Origin of the sequence: Saccharothrix ecbatanensis (assembly GCF_014205015.1) — a bacterium.
Taxonomy (GTDB): Bacteria; Actinomycetota; Actinomycetes; order Mycobacteriales; family Pseudonocardiaceae; genus Actinosynnema; species Actinosynnema ecbatanense.
The window spans coordinates 2,476,659-2,501,586 of the sequence record NZ_JACHMO010000001.1 but is presented as its reverse complement, the minus strand read 5'-3'; the positions used below and the strand labels follow the sequence as shown (position 1 = coordinate 2,501,586).

Here is a 24,928-nt window from a genome sequence, read left to right as displayed (position 1 = left end):
AGCCTGGATCCGGCATCCCGGCGCCCAGGGTGCGGTCAGGCGATCGTGGCTGCTGGAGAAGTGCGAGTAACCGGCACCGCCGACTGGATCAGGTCCGTACTATTTCGAACCGTGACGAGTGGCGGATTACCCGAGGCGGAAGGTCCGGTGAACCGTCCGACGGGCTTTGCCGAGCAGCCGATCTGGACCGCGCTCGGGCTCCTGGTCGTGTGTGCCGGTCCCCTGATCCTGCTGGCCGCTTTGAACGGGTACGTCCCCGACGACGACAAGGTGGGCGTCGTCGTGACCGGTCTCGTCTTGACTCCTCTCACCGTGGTCGTCCTGGTCCTGGCCGTCGTCGGCACCGTGCGGGACCAGCGCGTGTGGCGCGACCTGGACACGGCCGGCGTGCGCGTCATGGGCGAGGTCACGTCCGCCGAGCGCGTGTGGTGCGGCGAGGACGACCGCTGCACCAGGGTCCGGATGCTGGTCACCGTGCCGGGCCGGCCGCCGTTCACCACGAGCCACCTCGTCGGCGGGGAGGAGATCATCGAAGTCGGGACGCGCATCCCGGTCGACGTGCACCCGACGCGCGACCTGTTCCGCCTGGTCGCCGACCCGTCCACGGGTGGGGCGTCCCGGTAGTCCCCCGCGGCGGGCGACGTTCCGGTCGAGCCGGCCGGCCGCGCCACCACCCGGCGACCCGCGCGACCGAACCGGCACGTCCACTTCGGACGATCAACCGGGAGTTCGGGCGACACCGTGCGGCCGTGGTCCGGGACGGCTGGTTCCAGAAGGCAGGGCAGGGCAGGGCCGACGGCCCTGCCCTGCCTCACGACTGCCTATGTGAGCGGGCCCCGGGTCAACGCCGGGCGGCCGCTTCCAGCAGTCCTCGGTGGCGGATCATCCAGGCGGCTGCCCTGGCCCGCCAGGACAGCGCCCACAGTGGCCCCGGGTCGGTCGAGTCCGGGGTGATCCCCGCGTACGTCGCCTCGGCGGCGCAGTCGCGGATCGCGAACTCGATCATCCGGCCGACGAGCCCGTCCCGGTCGCGGGACGGGAGTCCGTAGCCGTCGAGGAACAGTCCCAACTGCCGGGCGCGGTGGCCGGCGTCGGGCAGGTCGTTGCGCTCGGCGACGTCGTCGTCGTGCAACTGGGCGTTCCACCACGCCGCGGCGGCGATCTCGTCGAGTCGGTCGACCGGACCGGCGAGGGTCCAGTCGATGAGCCCGACGGGAAGGCCGTCGCGGGCCACCATGTGCCACGGACCCGCGTCGCAGTGCCCGATCACGGTGTCCGGGCCGGTGTGGTGCATCCACCACGGCTGCCACACCGCGTCCGGCGGCGGCCGGAACCCCGCGGTGGCGTCGTGCAGGTCGCGGAGCAGCGCACCGGCCTGCCGGACACCTTCGTCGGTCCACGCGTGCGGGTGCACGATGGCGCCGTCGATGTAGGTCAGGACTTCGTTGCCGTCCGCGTCGACGCCGTCGCCGACCACGCGGGGCGCGCCGGTGAAGCCGACGTCCTCCAGGTGGCGCAGCAGCGCGTGGACGGTCGTGGTCCAGGGTCGGGCGGGACGCAGGATGGTCCCGTCGGAGTGGGTGACGTCGCTCGGTCCGCCTTCGGCCGCGGTCAACGGCTGTGCGGGTGGTCCGGATGATGCGGAATGCACGGATTTCTCCTCGTGGAGTGCGGTACGCGGGTCACGGCACCGCGCGCGGCGATGCCGGCGGCCCGGGGAGGAACCCCGCGGGCCGGTGAGGACCGCTCCGAGTCGAGGAGGGGTGCGCGCTCTGTCTCGCTGAGCTGCTACGGCCGACGACGTGTCGGCGGCACGGTCAGCGCGCGGCGCGCTCCCCGGTCGGAGCGATCGTGACTCCACCGGAAACCATGCACGTCATCGTCAGCCTCCTGGACAACCGAACCTTGATCAACCGGACGGGGCCGACGCTACCGACCCTGCCCGGCCCGCTCAACCGGATTACCGGGCGGTCAGCGGGGCACGGCGTCGAGGGCTTTGAAGATCCGCTTGTCGGACACGGTGTAGCGGGTGCCGATGGTCTGGGCGAAGTAGCTCAGCCGCAGTTCCTCGATCATCCACCGCACCTCGTCCAGCTCCTCGTGCGGTTCGTCGGCGGGCAGGGCGGCGCGCAGTTCGCGGTACTCGGTGTGCACGGCGTGGACGCGGTCCATCCACTCCTGGTCGCGCTTCACGTTCTCGGGCAGCTTCTCCAGCCGCCGCGAGATTCCTTGCAGGTAGCGGTGCACGTCGGTGAGCCGGTCCGCGCCCGCCGACGTGACGAAACCGTTGTGCACCAGGCCGGTGAGCTGGGTGCGGACGTCGGCGAGCGATTCCTCGAACACCGGGCCGCGCACGCCGTTGATGCGCAGTTCGACGTCCTGTGCGGCTTCCAGCACTTTGCGGACCTTGTGCACGACGTCGAACGTGGTCTCGCCCAGGCCCCGCCGCACGGTGTCGGTGAGCTTGGTGAACGCCGACTCGTCCCACACCGGTCCGCCGGCGTCGCGCAGGAGCTTGTCGACGGCGGCGGCGATGCAGTCGGCGAGCAGCGGTGCGACGCCGCCGTGCGGGTTGCGGGTCAGGGCGAGCTTCTCGGCGTTGTTCAGGCCGCGTTGCAGGCTCTTGACCGGTGACGGCACGTTGAGCAGCAGCAGTCGGCGGGTGCCGCGCCACATGGCCTGCCGTTGGCGTCCGGGGGTGTCGAGGATTTCCACCGCGACCGTGTCGCCCTTGTCGACCAGCGCGGGGTAGGCGGTGACGACGATGCCGGAGTGGCGGCGCTGCACGGTGCGCGGCAGGTCGCCGATGGTCCACGTGGTGAGGCCGGTGCGGGCGAGGTTGCTCGCGGCGGCGGCCAGGGTCTCCCGCAGCTGACCCTGGAGCTTGGCCTTCAGCGCGCCGAGGTCCTTGCCCCGGGCGAGCTCGCGGTCGTCCTCGCCGACGATCCGGAACGTGAGCTTGAGGTGTTCGGGGACCTGGTCGAGCTGCCACTCGTCGCGGGGCACGACGACGCCGGTGAGCCGGCGCAGTTCGCGTTCCAGCGCGGGCAGCAGGGGTTCGTTGGGGTCGATGCCGGACAGGGCGGCCGCGGCGACGTCGGGCACGGGCACGAAGTTGCGGCGGACCGGTTTGGGCAGCGACCTGATGAGCGCGACGACGAGTTCCGTGCGCAGGCCGGGGACCTGCCAGGACAGCGAGTCGTCCGGCAGGGCGGTGAGCGCGGGCAGCGGCAGGTCGACGGTGATGCCGTCGACGGCCGTGCCGGGTTCGAACCGGTAGGTCAGCGGCAGGGTCAGTCCGCCGCGGCGCAGCTCGTCGGGGTAGGCCTCGGGGGTGACCGCGGTCCGGTCGTTGACCAGCATCGCCTTGTCGAACGTGAGCAGTTCGGGCTCGGTGTGGCGGGTCTTCTTCCACCACGTGTCGAAGTGCCGCACGGACACGACGTCGGCCGGCACACGCTCGTCGTAGAACGCGTAGACGGTCTCCTCGTCCACCACGATGTCGCGGCGGCGGGCCCGGTTCTCCAGTTCCTCGACCTCGGCGAGCAGTTCCCGGTTGCGGTGGAAGAACTTGTGGTGGGTGGTCCACTCCCCCTGCACCAGGGCGTGCCGGATGAACAGGTCACGGGACAGCTCGGGGTCGATGCTCCCGTAGTTGACCTTGCGGGCGGCCACGATCGGCACCCCGTACAGCGTGACCTTCTCCATGGCGACGACGGAGCCGCGCTTGGCTTCCCAGTGGGGTTCGCTGTAGGTGCGCTTGACGAGGTGCCCGGCCAGGTTCTCGGCCCACTCGGGTTCGATCTTGGCGACGGTGCGGCCCCACAACCGCGAGGTCTCCACGAGTTCGGCGGCCATCACCCACTGCGGTGGTTTGCGGAACAGCGCGGAGCCGGGGAAGATCCCGAACTTCGCGCTGCGGGCGCCCAGGTACTCGGTCGAGACCCGCTTGCCCGGATCGCGCTTCTTCGGCACGTCCTTGACGCCGATGTGGGACAGCAGCCCGGACAGCAGCGAGATGTGCACGTTGCGCGGGTCGGCGGGCTCGTCGTTGACGTGCACGCCGAGGGTCTTCGCGACCTGCCGCAGCTGCTGGTAGATGTCCTGCCACTCGCGCACGCGCAGGTAGTTGAGGAACTCGTTGCGGCACAGCCGGCGGAACTGGTTGGACGACAGCGCCTTCTGCTGCTCCCGCACGTACTGCCACAGGTTGAGGAACGCGGTGAAGTCCGAGTCGGGGTCCTTGAACCGGCCGTGGAACTCGTCGGCGGCCTGCTGCTTGTCCGACGGGCGTTCGCGCGGGTCCTGGATGGACAGCGCGGCGGCGATGACCATGACCTCGCGGACGCAGCCGTTGCGGTCGGCCTCGATGACCATGCGCGCCAGGCGCGGGTCGACGGGCAGCTGGGCGAGCTTGCGGCCCAGCGGGGTCAGCTGCTTCTCGGCGGGCAGCAGCGCGCCCAGCTCCTGGAGCAGCTGCACGCCGTCGTTGATGTTGCGGGCGTCGGGCGGGTCGATGAACGGGAACGCGGCGATGTCGCCCAGCCCGATGGACGTCATCTGGAGGATGACCGAGGCGAGGTTGGTGCGCAGGATCTCCGGGTCGGTGAACTCGGGGCGGGCGTCGAAGTCGTCCTCGCTGTACAGGCGGATGCAGATTCCGTCGGACATCCGACCGCAGCGGCCCTTGCGCTGGTTGGCCGACGCCTGGGAGACGGGTTCGATGGGCAGCCGCTGCACCTTGAGGCGGTGGCTGTAGCGGGAGATGCGCGCGGTGCCCGGGTCGACCACGTACTTGATGCCCGGCACGGTCAGCGACGTCTCGGCGACGTTGGTGGCGAGCACGACGCGGCGGGCGGTGTGCGGCTGGAACACGCGGTGCTGCTCGCCGAAAGACAGCCGCGCGTACAGCGGCAGGATCTCGGTGTTGCGCAGGTCCAGCGCGGCGAGGGCGTCGGCGGTGTCGCGGATCTCGCGTTCGCCGGACAGGAACACCAGCACGTCGCCGGGTCCTTCGGCCTGGAGTTCGCGCACGGCGTCGCAGACGGCCTGGGTCTGGTCGCGGTCCGGGTCGGCTTCGGGGTCTTCGGGGTCCACGACGGGTCGGTAGCGGACCTCGACGGGGTACGTGCGGCCGGAGACCTCGATGATCGGGGCGTCGCCGAAGTGGCGGGAGAACCGCTGCGGGTCGATGGTCGCCGACGTGATGACGACCTTGAGGTCGGGCCGCTTCGGCAGGAGCTGCTTGAGGTAGCCGAGCAGGAAGTCGACGTTGAGGCTGCGTTCGTGCGCCTCGTCGATGATGATCGTGTCGTAGCGGGACAGCATCCGGTCGGTCTGGAGCTCGGCCAGCAGGATGCCGTCGGTCATGAGCTTGACCAGCGTCTCATCGCCGGACTGGTCGGAGAACCGGACCTTGTAGCCGATGGCGCTGCCCAGCTCGGTGCCCAGTTCGTGCGCGACGCGTTCGGCGACGGTGCGGGCGGCGAGGCGGCGGGGCTGGGTGTGGCCGATCTGGCCGAGCACGCCGCGGCCGAGTTCGAGGCAGATCTTGGGCAGCTGGGTGGTCTTGCCGGAGCCGGTCTCGCCGGCCACGATCACGACCTGGTGGTCGCGGATGAGCGCGGCGATGTCGTCCTTGCGGGCGCTGACGGGCAGCTCGGCCGGGTAGGTGATCTTCGGCACGTTCTCGCGGCGCAGCGCGACCCGCAGGTCGGCGGCCTCGACTTCGGCCTCGATCTCGGCGAGGACGGCCGCCCGCGCCTTGTCGTCGCGGACCTTGCGCGCGCCGTCGAGCCGGCGACTGAGCCTCCGCTGGTCCCGCGGCATCAGTTCGGACAGGCGTTCGCGCAGGTCAGCGTGCGACATCGGGTTCATTTGGGGTAAAGGATATCCGGGTGGGACTGGTGGGGCCGCCGATTATCCGGCGGGCAGGAGCGCGAGTTGACGCGACTGGGCGACGAGCTGCCCGGTGGCGTCCCACAGTTCGACGTCCTCCTCGTGGTGGCCGCCGACGAGGTAGCGGGTCGTGACACGGGCGGCCAGCCACTCCGACAGAGGCCGGGCACGCACGTGGACGGTGAGTTCGACCGTGGTGGAGTCCATCTCACCGAGTTCCAGGACGGCCGGCGCGGCGGAGTCCACCAGGGACGCGAGGCTCGCGGTGTCGGCGGGCCGGCCGTCGGCGAAGCGGATCCAGAACTCGGTGTGCGGGGTGCCGGTCGGACGGCCCTGCGCCCAGCCGTGGGGCTTGGGCGCACGCAGGTCGACGCGGTCGGCGACGGTGATGTCAGACCGGCGCGCGCCGCCGTGGACGTCGACGCACTCGTCGGGCGGCGGCAGGTCGGGCGCCTCGCCGAGCACCAGCGTGCGGCCGGTGGCGGCCCCGAGGTCGGCGTAGGACGCGACGACGCGCAGCACTTCACGGTCGCCGCAGCTCAGGCGCGCTTCACCGGTGGACAGCCTGCGGCCCGTACGGACCACCTCGGTGTCGACGCGGACCGGGCCGACGACACCGGGCCGGAGGTAGTGCGCGCTCACCACGAGCGGGTCCGGGTGCGGCAGCACCTCGCCGAGCGCCCGCAGGCAGAACGCGACGAGGTAGCCGCCGTTGGGACGTCCGCCGGGGCCGCTCCACCGGTCGGTGAGGTGGGCGGTGAACCGCCCGTCCCCCGTCGGATCGACCCGCGTGTCGGCGTCCCACTCATGCATGGGGATCACCCTAATGGACGTTACCCGCCAGTAGCTCAGGTGCCCGCGCGGAGGTCCGTCACCACGGTCTTCAACTGGGCCATGAGCTGCCGGTGCAGGCGCGGGCCGAAACTGACCCGCGCCACACCCAACTCCGAGGCGGTCGGCGGACCGGGGTCGTGGCCGACGTTCACCGGCCGGCCGCCGACGGCGCGCACGAACCGCGCGACGTCGGCGGCCGGCAGGGCGATCGGGAACACGCAGTCCGCGCCGGCCTCGAAGTAGGCCAGCGCGCGCCGCACGCTCTCGTCGAACGACCCGTCGCCGTGGATGTGCACGTCCACCCGGGCGTTGATCACCAGGTCCGGGTCGGCCGCACGCACCGCCGCCAGGAAGTCGACCTGCTCGGCGACGTCGACCATGGCGTTGGTGGCGGGGTCGGAGTCCTCCAGGTTGCAGCCGACCGCGCCGGCCTCGGCCAACCGCTCCACGATCCGCGCGGGCGACAGGCCGTAACCCCGTTCGACGTCGGCGGTCACCGGCACGTCCACGGCCGAGGCGACCCGGCGGACGGCGGCGAACGCCTCGTCGGCGGGCATGCCGTGGCCGTCCGGGTAGCCGAGCGCGGCGGACACCGCGGCGCTGGCCGTGGCGACCACCGGGTGACCGACGTCGGCGACGACCCGCGCGGACGCGGCGTCCCACACGTTCGGCAGCACCAGCGGATCACCCGGCACGTGCAGCGCCCGCAGTGCCCGTGCCGCGCTCGCGTCGGCTCTGCTCACATCGACTCCAGTCCCCCGTTGATCAACGCCGCAACACTACGGCTTCAGATCCAGGGCCGCCCCGAAATTTCCGTCCATGTAGAACGGCGTGGACTCGTGCTCGTGCGCGATGCGCCACGCGCCGTCGACGTGCCGCAGGCACACCGTGGAGCGGAACCACAGGTCGAACGCCTCGGTGCGGCCCTGCGGGACGGCGGACATGCGGTTGAGGCTGTGGCAGAACGCGAGATCGCCCTCGACGGTGATCTCCAGGTCGCGCATCTCGTAGTCCACGGCGCTGTCGAACGTCGCGAACCACGCGCGCATCGCCTCCGGATCCGTCACCTCCGGCGCGGTGTGCTTGAGCGGCGGGGCCATGGTGAACGTGACGGCGTCGGGCAGGTAGTCGGCGACAAGGCGGTCGGCGTCGCCCGCGCGAATCGCGGCGGCGCGCTCTTCGAGCAGGTCACGGACTCGGACGTGCTGGCTCATGGTGATGGTCCTTCCCGATGGGGCACCCCCGTCGGGCGCCTTCCACTGGTGACGTAGAAGCTGGCTGGGCATTCTCGACATCCCCGGGCCGGAGTTTTTCGGAGGTTCTGGTGAAGTACCTCGTCCTGATCTACAGCAACCCCGAGTCCCGCGCGATCTGGGACCGGATGGCCCAGGAGGACCGGGCGACCGGTCTGGAGGCCTACGCGGCGCTGAACGAGGAGCTGGCCGCGTCGGGCGAACTGGTGGTGACCGAGGCGTTGGCGGACCCCGCCCTGACGACCCGCGTGACGGTGCGCGAGGGGCAGGCGCTGACCACCGACGGGCCGTTCGCCGAGGCCAAGGAGCTGCTGGCCGGCTTCTACCTGGTGGACTGCGAGACGCGGGAGCGGGCCGTGGAGATCGCCGCACGCGTCCCCGAGGCGCAACTCGGTCTGGTGGAGGTGCGGCCGGTGCTGTCGTCGCTCGACGACTTCCTGCTGTGACCGACACCGGGATCGGCCCGCTGCTGCGGGAACTCGCGCCGCAGGTCCTCGGCGCGCTCGTGCGTCACCACGGCGGGTTCGACGCGTGCGAGGACGCCGTGCAGGAGGCACTGCTCGCCGCGGCCACCCGCTGGCCCGCCGACGGCCTGCCGGACAACCCGAAAGGGTGGCTCGTCACCGTCGCGTCACGGCGCCGGATCGAGATGTGGCGGGCCGACACGGCACGCCGCCGACGCGAGGAGACCGCGTTCGCGCTGACCGCACCCGACCCGGAACCCGCACCGGGCGTCGACGACACGCTCACGCTGCTCCTGCTGTGCTGCCACCCGTCGCTCACCCCGCCGTCCCGGGTGGCGTTGACCCTGCGCGCGGTCGGCGGCCTGACCACCGCCGAGATCGCCCGCGCGTTCCTGGTGCCGGAACCGACCGTGGCCCAGCGCATCAGCCGCGCCAAACAGCGCATCAAAGCCGCCGGCGCCCGGTTCGACCTGCCACCCGACGGCGAACGCGTCGAACGCCTCGACGCCGTCCGCCACGTCCTGTACCTCGTGTTCACCGAGGGCCACACCGCCAGCTCCGGCGACCACCTGCACCGCGTCGACCTCTCCGGTGAGGCCGTCCGACTGGCCCGCGAACTCCACACCCGGCTGCCCGACGACGGCGAAGCGGCCGGACTGCTCGCGTTGATGCTCCTCACCGACGCCCGCCGACCCGCACGCACCCGCCCCGACGGCTCACTGGTGCCACTCGCCGAGCAGGACCGCACCCGCTGGGACGCCGACATGATCGCCGAGGGCACCCGCCTGGTGCGCCACGCGCTGACCACCACCGCAATCGGCCCCTACCAGCTCCAGGCGGCCATCGCGGCCCTGCACGCCGAGGCACGCGACGCGGCGGACACCGACTGGCGGCAGATCCTCGCCCTCTACGACCTGCTGCACACCGTCACACCCGGCCCGATGGTCGCCCTCAACCGGATCGTCGCCGCCGCGATGGTGCACGGCCCCGCCGCCGGACTGGCCCGGCTGGACGACGCGGCGGCCGACCCCGCCCTGGCCGGGCACCACCGGGTCGACGCCGTCCGCGCGCACCTGCTCGACCTCGCGGGCGACCACGAGAAAGCCCGCGAGCACTACGCGAAGGCCGCCCGCACCACCCTCAGCCTCCCCGAACGCCGCTACCTCGAAGCCCGCGCGAAGTCGTAGGCGGTGTTTCGGAAGGTCGTGTTCGCGATAGCCGCGCCGGATGCGGCCCCTGGCGGCACGGGACTTCCGAAACATCGCCTCGGGGTCGTGCTGTTGCGCCGCACAAGCCGCCGTTCGGCGGATGGCGAATCGGCACCAGGCCCGATGAGCTTGACCACGCGATGAGTCGGGGGACCCATCGAGGGGGAGTTGGCTTGTTCCGACCCGTGCCGGTGCCCGTGCTGCCGCCCAGCACCGCACTGGCCGACCTGGCGACCGCGGGCGAGCACCACGCGTGGCTCGCGGGCACCACCGGCGTGTTCACCAGCCGTCCCTCCGCACCCCTGGTGCTGAGCTGGACCGGCGAGACCTGGCGAGAGGAGCGGTTGCCCGACCTGCCGGCCGCGGCGAGCCTGTCCGGCGTGGCCGCCACCGCGCCCGACGACGTGTGGGCCGTCGGCAACAGCGCGGGCCGACCGCTCGTGCTGCACTTCGACGGCACGGCCTGGCACACCGTCCACACCCCGGCCATCACCTGGGCCAAAGCGGTCGTCGCCGTGACCAGGGACGAAGTCCACGTCGTCGGCACCGGCCGCGACGCCCTGCACTTCGACGGCGCCGCCTGGCACCAGCGCACCGCGCTCTCCTCCGCCCGCGAAGGGCTACTGACCATCACCGCCCCCGCACCCCACGACGTGTGGGCCGGCGGCGGCGGCCTCGCCGGAGCCGGCGCGGCCAGCTACGAATACCCCGTCCTCACCCACTGGGACGGCGACACCTGGACCGACGTCGCCGGCCCCAGACTCGAACGCGGCCACATCGCCCGACTCGCCGCCGCCGCACCCGACGACCTGTGGCTCGGCCACGTCCGCGACACCGAAGGCCTCCGCGTGCACCGCTGGGACGGCAACACCTGGACCTCCGTCCCATCACCCGACGACGTCGGCCGCCTCAGCGTCCACGGCGTCGCCGCCGGCTGGACCTGGGGCGTGCGCGCCACCCGCACCTCGTTCGAGGCCAGACCCGCGTTCCACCGCTGGACCGGCGACACCTGGACCGCCGTGCCGCTGCCCGACGCCCTCGCCCGCACCTCCGCCTCCCACGTCGGCCTCGCCACCACCGGCGCCACCACCTGGGCCTACCTGAAAACAGCAGCCGGCGTGCACGTCCTGCGCCACACTGACTCGTGACCTTCCGCCTCACCGTCCTGGGCACCGCCACGCCCTACCCGCGCCCCGGCAACCCCTGCTCCGGGTACCTCCTGCGCACCGAACACACCGCAGTGTGGGTCGACGCCGGCCCCGGCACGCTCGCCGAACTGCAACGCCACCACCGCCCCGACCTGCTCGACGCCGTCTGGATCTCCCACACCCACGCGGACCACGCCGCAGACCTCCTGCCCTACTACTACGCACTGCTGTTCGCCGGCGAACACCCCCACAGACCCATCCCGCTCTACGGCCCACCAGGACTCGCCGCACGACTGGAGACGTTCCTCGCCGGCGCCGACCACAACCCGGCCGCCGCCGCCTTCGACGTCCACGAACTCCACGACGGCCACCACGCCGAGGTCGGCGACATCACCCTCGCCAGCCACGCCGTCGACCACGGCCTGCCCGCGTTCGGCCTGCGCGCCACCCACGCCGACCGGGTCATCGCCTACTCCGGCGACACCGGCCCCTGCCCCGCCCTCGACACCCTCGCCGACGGCGCCGACCTCCTGCTCTGCGAAGCCGACGGCGCAGGACCGCACCACTGCACCCCCGAAGACGCCGCCGCCGCGGGCCGCCGCGCCAAACGACTCCTGCTGACCCACATCGGCCACACCCTCACCAACGCCGAAGCCACCGAACGCGCCCGCGCCGCCGTCGCACGACCGGGTGAAACCGTGGTGATCAAGTAAGCCCTGCGCGCCACCACGCACCGACATGCCCGAACCCACGGTCCAACCCCGTGGGCACGACACGATCAACCGACGCAGTAGGCTCCCGCGTCGCCACCTCCCGAAGGCCGGTCCTCGACCGACCACCGGGCGGATCGACGAGGAGCAGGACGCAACGCAGTGGCCGGGGCGACGGCCGTTCCACACCACGGCACGACCGAGCCCCCGCCCGCCGCGCATCCGGAACCACCAGACCCGTGAGGAAGTGATCGCCGGTGCTGTCGACCGCGTCCGAACAACCGCCGCGGACCAGCCCCGAGCCCCCGTCCCCACCGCCCGCCACACCACGACGCACCGGCCCGCTCTACGCCGCCGAAGCCGCCGTGTCCCTGGCCGCCGCGGGACTCATGGTGCTCCTCGCCCGCGGCGTCGACGTCAACCCGCTCGACCGGATCGGCCAGATCAGCGGCCTGGCCGCACTCCAACTCCGGCACGCGCTCATCGCCGTGGTCCTGCTCGCGCTCGTCGTGATCACCGCACGCGTCCGCTGGGCCGCCCACGCGCCCCTCGCCCGCAGGATCGCCGCCGCAGCCGCCGCCGGACTGTTCAGCGGCCTCGTCGCCGGCGCCGTCGTGATCGCCCTGCGCGGCACCTCCTGGGGACTCAACGCCGCCTACGGCGACGCGGGCACCCTCACCCGCTGGGCCCACGAAGTCATCCGCACCGGCACCTTCGTCGGCGACTACCCACCGGCCTTCCCCCACGTCCTCGCCTGGTACTCCCAGCTCACCGACACCCCGCCCGAGTACGGCCTCCGGATCATCCAGATCGTCGGCACCGCCCTCTTCGGGCCGATCGCCTACCTGAGCTGGCGACTCCTGCTGTCCCCGATGTGGGCACTCGCCCTCGGCGTCGTCCCCGCCATCGTCCTGATCGACCCCTACAAGCCCTACACCAACCTCATGCTCGTGGTGCTCGTCCCGGTCCTGCTCACCCTGCTCCGCAGGCTGCGCCGCGCCGGCGACACCCCGTGGCGCACGATCGTGGCGCACGGCATCGCCTTCGGCGCCGTCATCGGCGCGGTGTTCCTGATCTACTCCGGCTGGTTCGTCTGGTCCGCCCCCGGCGTCCTCGTCGCCACCCTCGTCCTGTTCCCCTGGCGCACCGGCCGGCGCAAGGGCCTCGCCTTCATCGCGATCACCGCCACCGTGTTCGTCGCCGTGTCCTACAGCCACCTCTCAGAGATGCTGCGCGCCTCCGGCTCGGTCAAGGACCGCTTCTTCTACTGGGACACCTGGACCGAACCCGCTTACATCGCCATGTGGCGCGGCGACCTGCCCGGCAACACCGGCCCCTGGCCCCCGCCCGGCGAACTCGGCGGCGTCGGCCTGTTCACCATCCTCGCCCTCATCGGCCTCGCCGCCGCCATCGCCGTCGCCCGCACCCGCACCGTCGTCATCACCCTCACCGCGGTCTTCGGCGGCGCCTGGCTCCTCCGGTTCCACTTCGGCTCCCAGATGTACGCCGCCGACGCCGTCCAGCTCTACCCGCGCAGCACCGCCGAACTGCTCTACTGCCTGCTGCTGCTGACCGGGTTCGCCGGCTACTACGGCCTGCGCCGCCTCCACGGCATCGCCCGCGTCCGCACCGCACTCGCCTCACCCTCACTCGGCCTCGGCGTGCTCACCGCGCTGTTCCTGCTCATCGCCTCCGCCGGCTCCTCCACCGGCGACCGGTACATGCCCCGCACCGACAACTCCCTCGGCATCCTCGCCCTGAACTCCCACATGATCGAACTGCTCGACGGCACCTGCGCCGCCTACACCGCGACCCTCAACCAGGGCTGCTTCGCACCGGACGACCCGCGCCTCGGCGAAGTCCTGGCCGAACTGCGCAAGCAGGGACCCAAGCCCGGCGAACTCCCGCACATCCCCGGCGAACGCTGACCGGGAGAACGCGGACCGGAGCACACCGACCGGAGCACACCGACCGGAGCACACCGACCAGCCGCCCCGCGCCCGAATGCGACGATCACACAAGCGAGTGAAAATCGAGGGCGTGATGAAGCTCAGCGCGACCGTCCTCGACGCACCCGACGCCCAAGCCCTCGCCCGCTTCTACCGCGACCTGCTCGGCTGGCCGCTCGGCGACGACGAACCCGGCTGGGCCACCGTCCGCCCACCCGACGGCGGCGCCGGCCTGTCCTTCCAGACCGAAACCCGCTACCGGCGCCCCACCTGGCCCGCGGGCGACGGCGACCAGCAGATGATGGCCCACCTCGACATCGAGGTCGACGACCTCGACACCGCCGGCGCGCACGCCGTCGCCACCGGGGCCACCCTCGCCGAACACCAACCCCAGGACGACGTCCGCGTCTACCTCGACCCCGCCGGCCACCCGTTCTGCCTCTGGATCCGCACCTGACAACGGCACCGCCTACCACGGACCGTGCCCGGCCACAAGGCATCCGCGCCAGGCCCGCACCGACCACCGCACCGCGCCCCGATAGGCTTCGGCGCCGCCACCACCGAAGCAGTCTCCGCACCGCCACGGGTGGCCGATCCAGGGGTCAGCTGTCCATCGCCGGGCGAAGGTGTGTCGACAACGTGTGCACTGAAAACCAAACCGAGCACGACAACACGCGACCGGCCAGACCGGTGAACACCGCGGCGGAGTGGTCGCCATGCAGCTGACCCCGGCCGACCCGCGCACCACCACCCCAGACCAAGACACCCCAGACCAAGACCAAGCCACCTCGGCTCCGACCGGCGTCGACCAGGCCACCGTCCCCGACCTCGCACCCGTGCGCCGCGGCCCACGACGCCGCGCGCTGCTCGTCGCCGCCGAGATCGTCGCCTCCGTAGGCGCCGCCGGCCTGATGGTGCTGCACGCCCAGGGCGTCGACGTCGACCCGCTCGACCGCATCGGCCAGGTCAGCGGCCTCGCCGCCCTCCAGTCCCGGTTCGCGCTCATCGCCGTGATCGCGACGGTCCTCGTCATCCTCGCCGCCCGCGTCCGCTGGCGCGCCTACGCACCCGTCGTGGAACGCATCGCCGCCGCGACCGCCGCCGGACTCTTCAGCGGCCTCGTCGCCGGCGCCGTCGTGGTCGCCCTCGCCGGCACCTCCTACGGCCTGCACGCCACCTTCGGCGACTCCGGCGCGCTCGTCGCCATCGCCCAGTACATCGAGCAGCACGGCACGATGGAAGCCAACTACCCGCCGGGCTTCCCGCACATCCTCGCCTGGACGTCCCAGCTCACCGGCCAACCGCCCGAGTACGCGCTCAAGGCCCTGCACATCGGCATCACCGCCCTGTTCGGGCCGATCGCCTACCTCACCTGGCGACGCCTGCTCTCCCCGCTGTGGGCACTGGGCCTGGGCATCGTCCCCACCCTGCCGCTGATCGACCCGTACAAGCCCTACACCAACCTGATGCTGGTCGTGCTGATCCCGGTGCTGCTGCTCCTGCTGCGCCGACTGCGCGGGATCACCACCCGGACCACCCGCCAGATCGTGCTCTCCGGCATCGCGTTCGGCGCGACGCTCGGCGTGGTGTTCCTGATCTACTCCGGCTGGTTCGTCTGGTCTGCCCCCGGCTTCATCGTCGCCGCACTGGTCCTCTGCCCCTGGCGCACCGGGTGGCGCAAGGCGCTCCTACTCGTCGCCGTCACCTCCGTCGTGTTCGCCGTCGTCTCCGCACGACACCTCTACGGCCTGCTGCTGGCGTCCAGCTCCATCAAGGACACCTACTTCTACTGGGACACCTGGATCGAACCCGCCTACATCGCCATGTGGCGCGGCGACCTGCCCGGCATGAACCCCGGCCCCTGGCCGCCGCCCGGCGAACTCGGCGGCGTCGGCCTGTTCACGCTGCTCGCCGTCCTCGGGCTCGGCTTCGCGATCGCGGTCGCCCGGCAGCGCAGCGCGGTGATCATGCTGGTGTCGGTGTTCGTCGGCGCGTGGATGCTGCGGTTCCACTTCGGCTCCAAGATGTACGCCGAGCAGGCCGTCCAGCTCTACCCGCGCAGCACCGCCGAACTGCTCTACTGCCTGCTGCTGCTGACCGGGTTCGCCGTCTACTACGAGACCCGGCGGCGGATGGCGGCCGGCCCGCCCAGGACCGGCTCGCGGATCGCCGGGTCGCGGTCGGCGGCCATCGGCGCGTTCACCGCGCTGTTCGTGGTGCTGGCGTCCGCCGGATCCGCCATCGGCGACCGGTACATGCCCCGCACGGACAACTCGCCGGGCCTGCTGGCGATGAACGCGCAGATGACGAAGCAGCTCGACGGCACCTGCTCCCGGTACGCGATCAAGTTCGGCCGGGGCTGTTACGCCGAGGGCGACCAGGCGTACTTCCACCTGTTGCGCGAACTCCAGCAGGCCGGGCCGAAGGTCGGCGAGCTGCACCGGGGGTGAGGTGTCGCCACGCGGGCGGTCAGTCCGGTCCGATCGCCCGCGTGATGGAGTCCAGCACGCCCGGGAACCGGTGTTCCATCTCGTCACGCCGGAGCTCGTGCGTGCGGTAGCTGCCCTGCGGCGTCACGCGGAGCACGCCGGCCTCGCGGAGGACCTTCAGGTGGTGCGACAGCGTCGACATGCCGACCGGCACGTCGAACTGCCCGCAGGCGATCCCGCCGGACCGCGCGAGTTCGGCGACGATCTTCAGTCGGATGGGGTCCGCGAGCGCGCTCAGTACCGTTGCGAGGTCCATGTCGTCCACGGCTGGGTGGTGTAAGGCGCGCACGGTTTCGCATAGTAGCCGCCACCGATAGGTTCTTTTTTAGTCAACACTGAAGCTATAAATTCACTCGAAAGTGTTACGGTGATCGTGTGACCCTGCCCGAGCCGGTGCGTGCCGAACTGGACCGCGTCAGGCACACCGTCCTGGTCGACCACGCCGCGCTGGAGCAGGTGCGGCGCCGGTTCGACGACGAGCAGGCCGCCTCGCTCTCCGGGTACCTGCGGGCGGCCCAGTCCGCGAACACCCTGCGCGCCTACCGCTCGGACTGGGTGGGTTGGGCGGCGTGGTGCGAGGCCGAGGGCCGCGTGGCGCTGCCCGCCGATCCGGTGGACGTCGCGGTGTACCTGGCGGTGGCAGCGGACGCGACGAAGGCGGACGGCTCCCCCGCGTTCGGTCCGTCCACGTTGGAGCGCAAGGCCGCCGCGATCGCCGCCGTGCACGCCGCCGGCGGGCTCCCCTCCCCCACCCGTTCGGACGTCGTCCGGTTGACGCTGCGCGGTATCCGCCGCACCCGGCAGACGCAGCCCAAGCGCAAACGCCCGGTGCTGCTGGGGACGTTGGAGGCGTTGCTGGCGGAACGTCCCCCGCCGGGCTGGCCGACGGGTGTTGCGCGCCGCCGTGACGCGCTGCTGCTGTTGGTCGGGTTCGCGGGCGCGTTGCGGCGCAGTGAGTTGGCCGCGGTGGCGTTGGAGGACGTCACGGTGGACGTGGACCCGCGCACGCACGAGCCGCTGCTGCTGGTCGAGCTGGGCGTCACGAAGACCGACCAGACCGGCGTGCACCGGCAGCGGGTGGTGCTCCCCCGCGGCGCACGCCGCCCCACGTGCCCGGTGTGCTCGTTCGCGGACTGGGTGGACGTGCTGACCGCGGCGGACCGGCGGGCGTTGCTGGAGGACGAGGGCGACCCGCAGCCGACGCACCGCTGCCACGGCTACCGGCCGGGTCCGTTGCGCGGCCCGTTGTTCCCGTCGGTGACCCGCCACGGCGGCGTGGGCACGCGGTCGATGTCGGACCGGGCCGTGTCGGACGTGGTGAAGCGGTACGCGCTGCGGGCCGGTCTGGACCCGGCGATGTTCGGCGGCCACTCGCTGCGGGCGGGCTTCGCCACGCAGGCGGCGCTGGGCGGTGCGAGCGACCGGGAGATCATGCGGCAGGGCCGCTGGACGAACCCGCGGACCGTGCACCGCTACATCCGGACGGCGAATCCGTTGGAGGACAACGCCGTCACCCGTCTCGGACTGTGATCAAGGGCGCACACGGCGTCGTTAACTTCTAACACGCGCGGTCCTTCCGGGCGGAACCGAACGGCCTAGCGGGTTAGGGCACCCGATCGCTTGCCACGGTTGTTTCCGACGTGTTTCCACATGCCGTGAGCTGCGGTTTTAAGCGCTTTCCCGGCCAAGTCGGCAATCTGACCTGCGCCCGGCGGAGCGGCGCCTCCGGGCGCCCACCCCTCGGGAGTGCGTCTACCCGCGCGTTAACGCCAATACGATCGTCCCACGAGGCCGCCCGCCCCGGCCGAACACACCGTGGCCCCCGGACTACCCTGCACTGTCCGGGGGCCACGCGGTGCTTCTGGTCAGGCCCCGGTGGTGCCGCCCACGACGGCGTCGGAGGACAGCGGCTCGGCCGCCTTGCTCTCCTCGGGCGCGGGCACGAGGGCGGACAGGTCGCCGCCGTTGTCGTTGACGCGCAGCACGAACGGCCGCGTCTCGGTGTACTGGACGACCGACACGGACGCCGGGTCGACCACGATGCGCTGGAACCCGTCGAGGTGCACGCCGAGCGCGTCCGCGAGCACCGCCTTGATCACGTCACCGTGGCTGCACGCCAGCCACACCGCGCGAGGGCCGTGCTCGGCGGTGACGCGGGCGTCGTGGGCCCTGATCGCGGCCACAGCGCGCGCCTGGAGCGCGGCGAGGCCTTCCCCCTCGGGGAACACCGCCGCCGACGGGTGCTGCTGCACGACCGTCCACAGGGGTTCGGCGCCGAGGTCCTTGATCGCACGCCCGGTCCACTGCCCGTAGTCGACTTCGACGATGCCCGGTTCGACGGTCGCTTCGAGGCCCCGTTCGGCGAGCAGCGGCGCCAACGTCTGTCGGCAGCGTTCCAGCGGAGACGTCACCACGGAGTGGAGGGGCACGCCGGCGAGCCGTGCGACCAGTGCCGCGGCTTGGTCCTCGCCACGGTCGGACAGTCGCACGCCGGCTTGGCGGCCCGCGAGGACGCCCGATCCGTTGGCGGTGGACCGGGCGTGTCGCAGCAAGATCACGGTAGCCACGTGGCCAACCCTATGTGGCGTTGAGCAGACCCATCGACAGCAGCCCCATCAGCGTGATGCCCAGCAGCAGCCGGTACCACACGAACGCCGAGTAGCTGTGCTTCGAGACGTACCGCAGCAGCCAGGCGATGGTGGCGTAGCCGACGCCGAACGCGACGATCGTGGCCACGATCATCTGCGGCACGGAGGCGGCGTTGGACCCGGACCGGTCGAGCACGTCGGGGATGCTGAAGATCCCGGCCCCGAACACCGCGGGCAGCGCCAGCAGGAACGAGTAGCGCGCGGCGGCAGCGCGGTCCAGGCCGAGGAACAGGCCCGCCGTCAGGGTGCCGCCGGAACGGGACACACCGGGGATCAGCGCGAGGGCCTGGGCGAGGCCCATGCCGACCGCGTCGGTGAGCTTCAGCTTGGACCGCAGGTGCTGGGCGAAGTGGTCGGCGACGCCGAGCAGGATGCCGAACACCACCAGCACGGTGGCGGTGATCCACAGGTTCCGGAACGAGGACCGGATCTCGTCCTTGAACAGGTAGCCGAGCACGCTGATCGGGATGGACCCGATGATGACGTACCAGGCCATCCGGTAGTCCTCGGTCTTGCGCGCGGCCTTGCTGAACAGGCCGACGAACCACGCTTTGATGAAGTTGCCGATGTCCTTGGCGAAGTAGATCAGCACCGCGACTTCGGTGCCCAGCTGGATGACCGCGGTGAACGACGCGCCCGCGTCGTTGCCGAAGAAGAGCTGGGAGACGATCCTGACGTGCGCCGACGAGGAAATGGGCAGGAATTCCGTGAGTCCTTGGACCAGTCCTAGGACAAGGGCCTGCAACCAGCTCAACTACCCACTCCTGCCAGATCCAGAGCTTCGGTCGCCGTGCGGAGCGCGGCGATCCCCTGCTCAAGATCTTGCAGCATGGGCGAAAGCGTGAGGGTGGTGACCCCTGCTTCGGCGTAGGCGCGCATCTTGTCGGCGATGCGCTCCTTGGTGCCGAGCAGGGCGGTGCCGTCGAGGAAGCCGAGCGGCAGGGCGGCCATGGCACCGTCGTAGTCCTTGGCGAGGTACTTGTCCTGCACCTCGGCGGCTTCGGCGGCGAAGCCCATGCGCACCGCGTTGTCGTTGTAGAAGTTCTTCTTCCTGCTGCCCATGCCGCCGACATACAGCGCCGTGTAGGGCCGGATCTGGTCGGCGCAGGCGCGCCAGTCCTCGCCGACGACGAGCGGGACGGTGGCGGCGATGTCGTACCCGTCGAGGGTCTTGCCCGCCTTGTCGCGGCCGGCCTTGAGCGCGGCGAGCGCGTCGCCGGAGTGCTCGGGCGAGAAGAACAGCGCGAGCCAGCCGTCGGCGATCTCGCCGGCCAGCTCGACGTTCTTCGGGCCGATGGCGGCCAGGTAGACGGGGATGTGCTCGCGCACGGGGTGCACGGTCAGCTTGAGGGCCTTGCCGGGGCCGTCGGGCAGCGGCAGCGTGTAGTGCTCGCCGTCGTAGGACAGCCGCTCGCGGCGCAGGGCGGTGTTGACGATGTCGATGTACTCGCGGGTGCGGCCCAGGGGCTTGTCGAACCGCGCGCCGTACCAGCCCTCCGACACCTGCGGCCCGGACACGCCGAGGCCGAGCCGGAACCGGCCGCCGGACAGCGAGTCGAGGGTGGCGGCGGTCATCGCGGTCATCGCCGGTGTCCGCGCGGGGATCTGGAGGATCGCGCTGCCGACGTCGACGCGTTCGGTCTGCGCGGCCACCCAGGCCAGGACCGTGGGGGCGTCGGAGCCGTAGGCCTCGGCGGCCCACACCACCGAAAAGCCCAGCCGGTCGGCTTCCTTGGCCAGTTCGAGGTTCGCGGCGTCGTTGCCCGCGCCCCAGTACCCGAGGTTCAGTCCCAGTCGCACGAACCGGCACCCTACCGCCCGGTAACCTGGTTGGCCAGGGCGGGCCGCGACACCCTGTGATCCGATCGTGGCGAGATTCGCCCTTGACAGATGCGCGTTACGACCCGCCGGAATTTCGATCACCCCTTAGGCTCCCCGGCGTGGAACAGCGATACCTCGGCCGCAGCGGACTGCGGGTCTCCCGGATGGCACTGGGCACGATGACCTGGGGCCGGGACACCGACGCGGACGAGGCGGCCACGCAGCTGCTGGCGTTCACCGAGGCGGGCGGCACGCTGGTGGACACCGCCGACGTGTACGTGGAGGGCGAGAGCGAACGGATCCTGGGCGGCCTGCTCGGCGAGGTGGTGCCGCGCGAGGACGTGGTCATCGCGACGAAGGCGGTGGCGCGGCGCAACGACGGCCCGTTCGGCGGCGGCGCGTCCCGTGGTGCGCTGCTGCACGCGCTGGACGGGTCGCTGCGGCGGCTGGGCGTCGAGCACGTGGACCTGTGGCAGCTGCACGCGTGGGACGCGAACGTGCCGCTGGAGGAGACGCTGTCGGCGCTGGACACGGCGGTGGCGTCGGGCCGGGTCCGGTACGTGGGGGTGTCGAACTACTCGGGCTGGCAGCTGGGCACGGCGGCGGCGCTGCCGGGGCACACGCCGCTGGTGTCGACGCAGGTGGAGTACTCGCTGCTGGAGCGTGGCGTGGAGCGCGAGGTGGTGCCGGCGGCGGAGCACCACGGGGTCGGGCTGCTGCCATGGGGGCCGTTGGGGCGTGGCGTGCTGACCGGGAAGTACCGCAACGGCACGCCGTCGGACTCCCGGGGCGCGTCGGCGCACTTCGCCGGGTACGTGGAGCAGCACCGCACGGAGCGGGCGGCGCGGATCGTGCAGGCGGTGGCGACAGCGGCGGACGGGTTGGGCACGAACGCGCTGTGCGTGGCGCTGGCGTGGGTGCGTGACCGGCCGGGTGTGGTGGCACCGGTGGTGGGGGCGCGGGACACCGTGCAGCTGCTCGGGTCGCTCGCGGCGGAGGAGTTGACGTTGCCGCCGGCGATCCGGGCCGCGTTGGACGACGTGAGCGCGGTGGAGTTCGGCTATCCCGAACGACGCCTGGTCTGATTTCCGCTCGCGGTGTATGTCCGCCAGTGTCCGAATAGGACGGAGTTGGGCGGAATGTTGCTTTCCGTGATCGATCCTGTGAGCTGCGTGACCCTGCGTCACCCGTACGGCCGATCCGGGTCTACTTTCGCCAGGTGCGTGAATTGAGCGGTGAGCCGACCGCGGTGACGCGGCGTCGGCTGTTCGGAATCACGGCGGGCACGGCGGCCGGCACGTTCGTGGCCGCCGGGGGGCCCGCGGCAGCGTCTGCGGCGGCTTCGGCTTCGACTTCGGTGCGGCAGAGTCCCATCAGGCCCCGCGAGGCGACGTCCCTGGACGCGGAAGGCGCGTGGCGCAAGCTCGCGGACGGCAATCTCCGGTTCGTCACCGGGCGCCAGTCCCACCCGCACGAGTCGCTGCGGTGGCGGGAGTCGCTGGTGGAGGGTCAGCACCCGTTCGCGGTGGTCCTCGGGTGCGCGGACTCGCGGGTGCCGCCGGAGCTGGTGTTCGACCACGGGCTGGGCGACCTGTTCACCATCCGCGCGGCGGGCGAGGTGCTGGACAACAGCGTGCTGGGCAGCGTCGAGTACGCGGTGGAGCACCTGGGCGTTCCGCTGGTGGTGGTGCTGGGTCACGCGAAGTGCGGCGCGGTGTCGGCGGCGGTCGACGTGGTGCGCGGCCGGGCGGAGGTGTCGGGTGACGTGAGCGTGCTGGTGCGGTCGATCGAGCCGGCCGTGCTGTCCACGCCGCCGGACGCGGACGAGGCGCGGTTCCTGGCGACGGCGGTGGACAACCAGGCGCGGCGGGTGGCGTCGTTGATGCAGGAGCGGTCGGTGACGCTGCGGACGGCCGTGGCGCACCACGGGCTGAAGGTCGTCGCGGCCAGCTACCAGCTCGACACCGGCGCGGTGACCCGCCTGACCTGACCACCCGCGCCGCCGCGATGGCGCACGGCCCCGCCGCCGGACCGGCCCGGCTCGACGACGCGGCGGCGGCGGTCAGGAGGTCGCCTCGTCGACCAGGCGGAACCAGTGGCGGACCCCGCCGAGCTGGTCCTCCAGCCAGGTGGCGATGTCGGCGGCGAGGTCCATCGCGCGGGGTGTGCTGACGTGGCCGGCGAGGTGGTCGGCCAGGTCGTGGACGCGCCGCACCGGCGGCGGGTGGTTGCCCGCGAACGGCACGGTGAGGCCGAGTTCGTCGGCGAGCCGGTCGGTGACCTCGTGCAGGAACAGCACCAGCAGCACCGCGCCGACCAGGCACGGCTCGTGCGCGTCGAGGTCGCGGGCGCCGAGGTCGTCCAGGGTGTGCAGCATGATCACGGCGGCGATGCGGTCGGCCTCGTGTTCACGCGGCCAGCCGACGGACCGGGCGTCGAGCGCGCCGACTGGCGTGTCGGGGTCGGTGCGGCGGCCGGCGTGCACGAGGTGTCCGGCCAGCAGGTGCGCCACTTCGTGGGCGAGCACGAACTGGGTGGCGCGGCGGGCCATCAGGCTGGCCAGGGCGAGGCGTTGCCCGGACAGCTCGGGCAGCCGCCGTGCCTGGACCGCGCCGTTGCCGTAGAAGTGGGCGTTGAAGGCCTCGGCCAGCGCGTAGGACGCCTGTTCCTGGGTCAGCAGGGGCGGTGTGCCGTAGGTCGGCGACGTCCCGGTCATGATCTTCAGCACGGCGTCGAGCAGGTCCAGCAGGGACGTGTCGACCAGGACGAGGATGCCGCGGCCGGGCACGGGGACGGTGAGCCCGTCGAGGGTGCCGGTGGGGAACACGCCCGCGAAGACCGGTGTGTCGACGGGCAGGCCGGCGGTCCTGGCCAGGTGCAGCACTTCGGGCTGGAGGGCGTCCAGCGTGCGTTGCCGGTCGTGCAGGTGCGCGGGCCGGTAGGCGGCGGGCCGGACGCGGACCTCGGCCAGTCGGGCGAGCCTGGAGGACAGCGGTTCGGCGGCCACCCTGGTCCACGTGTGGTAGCGCAGCGCGGTGTCGGCGGGGTTCGCGAGGGGTTCGAGGTGGTCGACCACCCGCCGGTCCCGCAGCAGTCGGACGTGCGTGCTCCGCAGCTCCTCGATCGTCATCGCGCCGCCTTCCCTCACCGGGGATGGTGGCCGGACCGGGGGTGGTCGGTGTGGGTGCGGCGCGACTACCACCCTCACAGACCAACGACAACACCCGCCCCCTGCGTGACGATGGTGGTTCGGTGATGGATGCTGGGAGGGCAGTGAGCGAACGGGTTAACGGGGAGGTCCGACGTTGCGCCGACTCGCGGCGGTAGTGCTCACCGGAGCCGTGTTGGTCTCCGGTTGTGCGGCCGAGGAGAACCCGGCCGACCCGTTGCAGCTGGCGGCGACGTTGGAGCCGGCCCGGCCGGCGGTCTCGCCGGAGCAGTCCGCGACGCCGGAGGGCCGGGTGGTGCCGCTCGGGCGGGCGACGTCGGTCGCGGTGGCCGGCGGGCGCGTCGCGGTGGCGGTGGCCGATCCCCCGTCGGTGGCCCTGTACCCGGTCCACACGCCCGGTGACCCGGTGGTCGTGCCGCTGCCCGGTCCGGCGGAGCGGCTGGTGGCCGTGGGTGACGCGGTGGAGGCCGTGGTGCCCGCCGGTGTCGTGGTGACGATCCGGCCCGACGGGTCGACGTCGCAGCGCGCGGTGGAGGGCGGCCCGGTGGACGTGGCCCGGGTCGACGGCGCGACGTTGGTGGCGCAGCGGGACCTGAAGCAGGTCGAGGTCGACGGGCACGTGGTGCGCGGCATCTCCAGCCCGGACCGGCTGGTCGCGGTGGGCGACGCGGCCGTGGTGCTGGACCGGCCGCGCAGCGCGGTGTTCGACCTCGACCCGGCGGCGGACGGCCCCGGTGCGGGGCTGCGCGCGGGCGATGGCGCGACGAACGCGGTGGCCGACAGGTTCGGCCGGGTGTTCGTCGTGGACACCCGCGGCGGCGAGCTGATGGCGTTCTCCACCGCCCCACTGATCATGAGGTTGCGCTACCCGTTGCCGGGAGCGCCGTACGGGATGGCCTACGACGAGGCGCGCGACCTGGTGTGGATCACGCTCACCGAGCGCAACGAGGTCGTGGGGTTCGACGTCGCCGGTGGCGAGCCGGTGGAGAAGCACCGGTTCGCCACGGTCCGCCAGCCGGACTCGGTGGCGGTTGATCCAGGCAGCGGGCGCGTGTTCGTCGCGTCCGGGGACGGCCGAGGGATGCAGGTGATCGGATGATGGGCGATGGGGTGGTCGACGGGGACTGGGAGTACCGGCCGCTGCGGCTGCCGGCCGGTGTCTCCCGTCGCACGGCGACGACGCAGCTGACGATCCACGCGGAGTTCGCCGGGTGGGAGTTGTCGCGGACGTTGTTGTTCGGGGACGGTTCGCGCAAGGTGTGGTTGCGCCGCAAGCGGACGGCCGCCCTGATGCCGGGCGTGATCACCTAGGGCCGGCGCGGTCCCCTGTCGCGTCA

At 72.0% G+C, this 24,928-nt stretch carries 23 protein-coding genes; 13 read left to right on the top strand and 10 right to left on the bottom strand.

The window, feature by feature from the left end:
• The first annotated feature begins 147 nt into the window (after window positions 1-147).
• Entirely contained in the window at window positions 148-624 is a 477-nt protein-coding gene (locus tag F4560_RS10730) for a hypothetical protein (protein ID WP_184919100.1), read from the top strand.
• Window positions 625-841: 217 nt separating this feature from the next.
• On the opposite strand, the gene F4560_RS10725 is transcribed toward F4560_RS10730, so the two are convergent.
• The 5 genes from F4560_RS10725 to F4560_RS10705 form a co-directional block, all read right to left on the bottom strand.
• On the bottom strand, window positions 842-1,651 hold the full coding sequence (locus F4560_RS10725; RefSeq protein ID WP_184919098.1) for an aminoglycoside phosphotransferase/kinase family protein: 810 nt from the start codon (window positions 1,649-1,651) through the stop codon (window positions 842-844).
• A 320-nt stretch (window positions 1,652-1,971) separates the two neighbouring features.
• Window positions 1,972-5,877: an ATP-dependent RNA helicase HrpA gene (hrpA, locus tag F4560_RS10720; protein WP_184919096.1), complete on the bottom strand. Its 3,906-nt coding sequence runs from the start codon at window positions 5,875-5,877 to the stop codon at window positions 1,972-1,974.
• Window positions 5,878-5,919: 42 nt separating this feature from the next.
• Complete coding sequence (locus F4560_RS10715) at window positions 5,920-6,711, bottom strand: thioesterase family protein (protein ID WP_184919094.1); 792 nt, start codon at window positions 6,709-6,711, stop codon at window positions 5,920-5,922.
• A 35-nt stretch (window positions 6,712-6,746) separates the two neighbouring features.
• Window positions 6,747-7,475 carry an isocitrate lyase/PEP mutase family protein gene (locus tag F4560_RS10710; protein ID WP_184919092.1) on the bottom strand — a complete coding sequence of 243 codons (729 nt, stop codon included), beginning with the start codon at window positions 7,473-7,475 and terminating at the stop codon, window positions 6,747-6,749.
• Window positions 7,476-7,511: 36 nt separating this feature from the next.
• Window positions 7,512-7,946: a YybH family protein gene (locus tag F4560_RS10705; protein WP_184919090.1), complete on the bottom strand. Its 435-nt coding sequence runs from the start codon at window positions 7,944-7,946 to the stop codon at window positions 7,512-7,514.
• A gap of 110 nt (window positions 7,947-8,056) precedes the next feature.
• Here F4560_RS10705 and F4560_RS10700 point away from each other — a divergent pair, with 110 nt between their 5' ends.
• The 7 genes from F4560_RS10700 (at window position 8,057) to F4560_RS10670 (ending at window position 15,914) form a co-directional block, all read left to right on the top strand.
• Window positions 8,057-8,431, top strand: coding sequence for a YciI family protein (locus tag F4560_RS10700; protein ID WP_184919088.1), 375 nt, complete (start codon window positions 8,057-8,059; stop codon window positions 8,429-8,431).
• Window positions 8,428-9,636: an RNA polymerase sigma factor gene (locus tag F4560_RS10695; RefSeq protein WP_312869061.1), complete on the top strand. Its 1,209-nt coding sequence runs from the start codon at window positions 8,428-8,430 to the stop codon at window positions 9,634-9,636. The genes F4560_RS10700 and F4560_RS10695 overlap by 4 nt, the downstream gene beginning before the upstream one ends.
• 194 nt (window positions 9,637-9,830) lie before the next feature.
• Window positions 9,831-10,805 (top strand): hypothetical protein, encoded by a 975-nt coding sequence (locus tag F4560_RS10690; RefSeq protein ID WP_184919086.1) that lies wholly within the window; start codon window positions 9,831-9,833, stop codon window positions 10,803-10,805.
• Window positions 10,802-11,518 (top strand): MBL fold metallo-hydrolase, encoded by a 717-nt coding sequence (locus F4560_RS10685; RefSeq protein WP_184919084.1) that lies wholly within the window; start codon window positions 10,802-10,804, stop codon window positions 11,516-11,518. The genes F4560_RS10690 and F4560_RS10685 overlap by 4 nt, the downstream gene beginning before the upstream one ends.
• 254 nt (window positions 11,519-11,772) lie before the next feature.
• Window positions 11,773-13,443: a hypothetical protein gene (locus tag F4560_RS10680; RefSeq protein WP_184919082.1), complete on the top strand. Its 1,671-nt coding sequence runs from the start codon at window positions 11,773-11,775 to the stop codon at window positions 13,441-13,443.
• A gap of 115 nt (window positions 13,444-13,558) precedes the next feature.
• A complete protein-coding gene (locus F4560_RS10675) occupies window positions 13,559-13,921 on the top strand; it encodes a VOC family protein (protein WP_184929050.1) in 363 nt (120 codons plus the stop codon).
• Between the two features lie 259 nt (window positions 13,922-14,180).
• Complete coding sequence (locus F4560_RS10670) at window positions 14,181-15,914, top strand: hypothetical protein (RefSeq protein WP_184919079.1); 1,734 nt, start codon at window positions 14,181-14,183, stop codon at window positions 15,912-15,914.
• Window positions 15,915-15,933: 19 nt separating this feature from the next.
• Here the strand turns inward: F4560_RS10670 and F4560_RS10665 are convergent, their stop codons facing one another.
• Complete coding sequence (locus F4560_RS10665; RefSeq protein WP_221484168.1) at window positions 15,934-16,209, bottom strand: ArsR/SmtB family transcription factor; 276 nt, start codon at window positions 16,207-16,209, stop codon at window positions 15,934-15,936.
• A gap of 119 nt (window positions 16,210-16,328) precedes the next feature.
• On the opposite strand from F4560_RS10665, the gene F4560_RS10660 reads away from it, so the two are divergent.
• Window positions 16,329-17,483 (top strand): site-specific integrase, encoded by a 1,155-nt coding sequence (locus F4560_RS10660; RefSeq protein WP_184919075.1) that lies wholly within the window; start codon window positions 16,329-16,331, stop codon window positions 17,481-17,483.
• Window positions 17,484-17,818: 335 nt separating this feature from the next.
• Here F4560_RS10660 and F4560_RS10655 read toward each other — a convergent pair whose 3' ends face one another.
• The 3 genes from F4560_RS10655 to F4560_RS10645 are packed head-to-tail and all read right to left on the bottom strand — an operon-like array spanning window position 17,819 to window position 20,401.
• A complete protein-coding gene (locus F4560_RS10655; RefSeq protein ID WP_184919073.1) occupies window positions 17,819-18,520 on the bottom strand; it encodes a histidine phosphatase family protein in 702 nt (233 codons plus the stop codon).
• Between the two features lie 10 nt (window positions 18,521-18,530).
• Window positions 18,531-19,355 carry an undecaprenyl-diphosphate phosphatase gene (locus F4560_RS10650; protein ID WP_184919070.1) on the bottom strand — a complete coding sequence of 275 codons (825 nt, stop codon included), beginning with the start codon at window positions 19,353-19,355 and terminating at the stop codon, window positions 18,531-18,533.
• Window positions 19,352-20,401: an LLM class F420-dependent oxidoreductase gene (locus F4560_RS10645; RefSeq protein WP_184919068.1), complete on the bottom strand. Its 1,050-nt coding sequence runs from the start codon at window positions 20,399-20,401 to the stop codon at window positions 19,352-19,354. Before F4560_RS10645 ends, F4560_RS10650 begins: the two co-directional genes overlap by 4 nt.
• A 140-nt stretch (window positions 20,402-20,541) precedes the next feature.
• Between F4560_RS10645 and F4560_RS10640 the strand changes: the two genes are divergently transcribed.
• Complete coding sequence (locus F4560_RS10640) at window positions 20,542-21,507, top strand: aldo/keto reductase (protein WP_184919066.1); 966 nt, start codon at window positions 20,542-20,544, stop codon at window positions 21,505-21,507.
• A 134-nt stretch (window positions 21,508-21,641) separates the two neighbouring features.
• Window positions 21,642-22,412, top strand: coding sequence for a carbonic anhydrase (locus F4560_RS10635; RefSeq protein ID WP_221483446.1), 771 nt, complete (start codon window positions 21,642-21,644; stop codon window positions 22,410-22,412).
• A gap of 72 nt (window positions 22,413-22,484) precedes the next feature.
• Here the strand turns inward: F4560_RS10635 and F4560_RS10630 are convergent, their stop codons facing one another.
• Complete coding sequence (locus tag F4560_RS10630) at window positions 22,485-23,552, bottom strand: M48 family metalloprotease (protein ID WP_184919064.1); 1,068 nt, start codon at window positions 23,550-23,552, stop codon at window positions 22,485-22,487.
• A gap of 175 nt (window positions 23,553-23,727) precedes the next feature.
• Here F4560_RS10630 and F4560_RS10625 point away from each other — a divergent pair, with 175 nt between their 5' ends.
• Together F4560_RS10625 and F4560_RS10620 are read left to right on the top strand one after the other, a co-directional pair.
• On the top strand, window positions 23,728-24,690 hold the full coding sequence (locus tag F4560_RS10625) for a hypothetical protein (RefSeq protein ID WP_184919062.1): 963 nt from the start codon (window positions 23,728-23,730) through the stop codon (window positions 24,688-24,690).
• Window positions 24,690-24,902, top strand: a complete 213-nt coding sequence (locus F4560_RS10620; protein ID WP_184929048.1) for a DUF5703 family protein — start codon at window positions 24,690-24,692, stop codon at window positions 24,900-24,902. The genes F4560_RS10625 and F4560_RS10620 overlap by 1 nt, the downstream gene beginning before the upstream one ends.
• The last annotated feature ends 26 nt before the right edge of the window (window positions 24,903-24,928 follow it).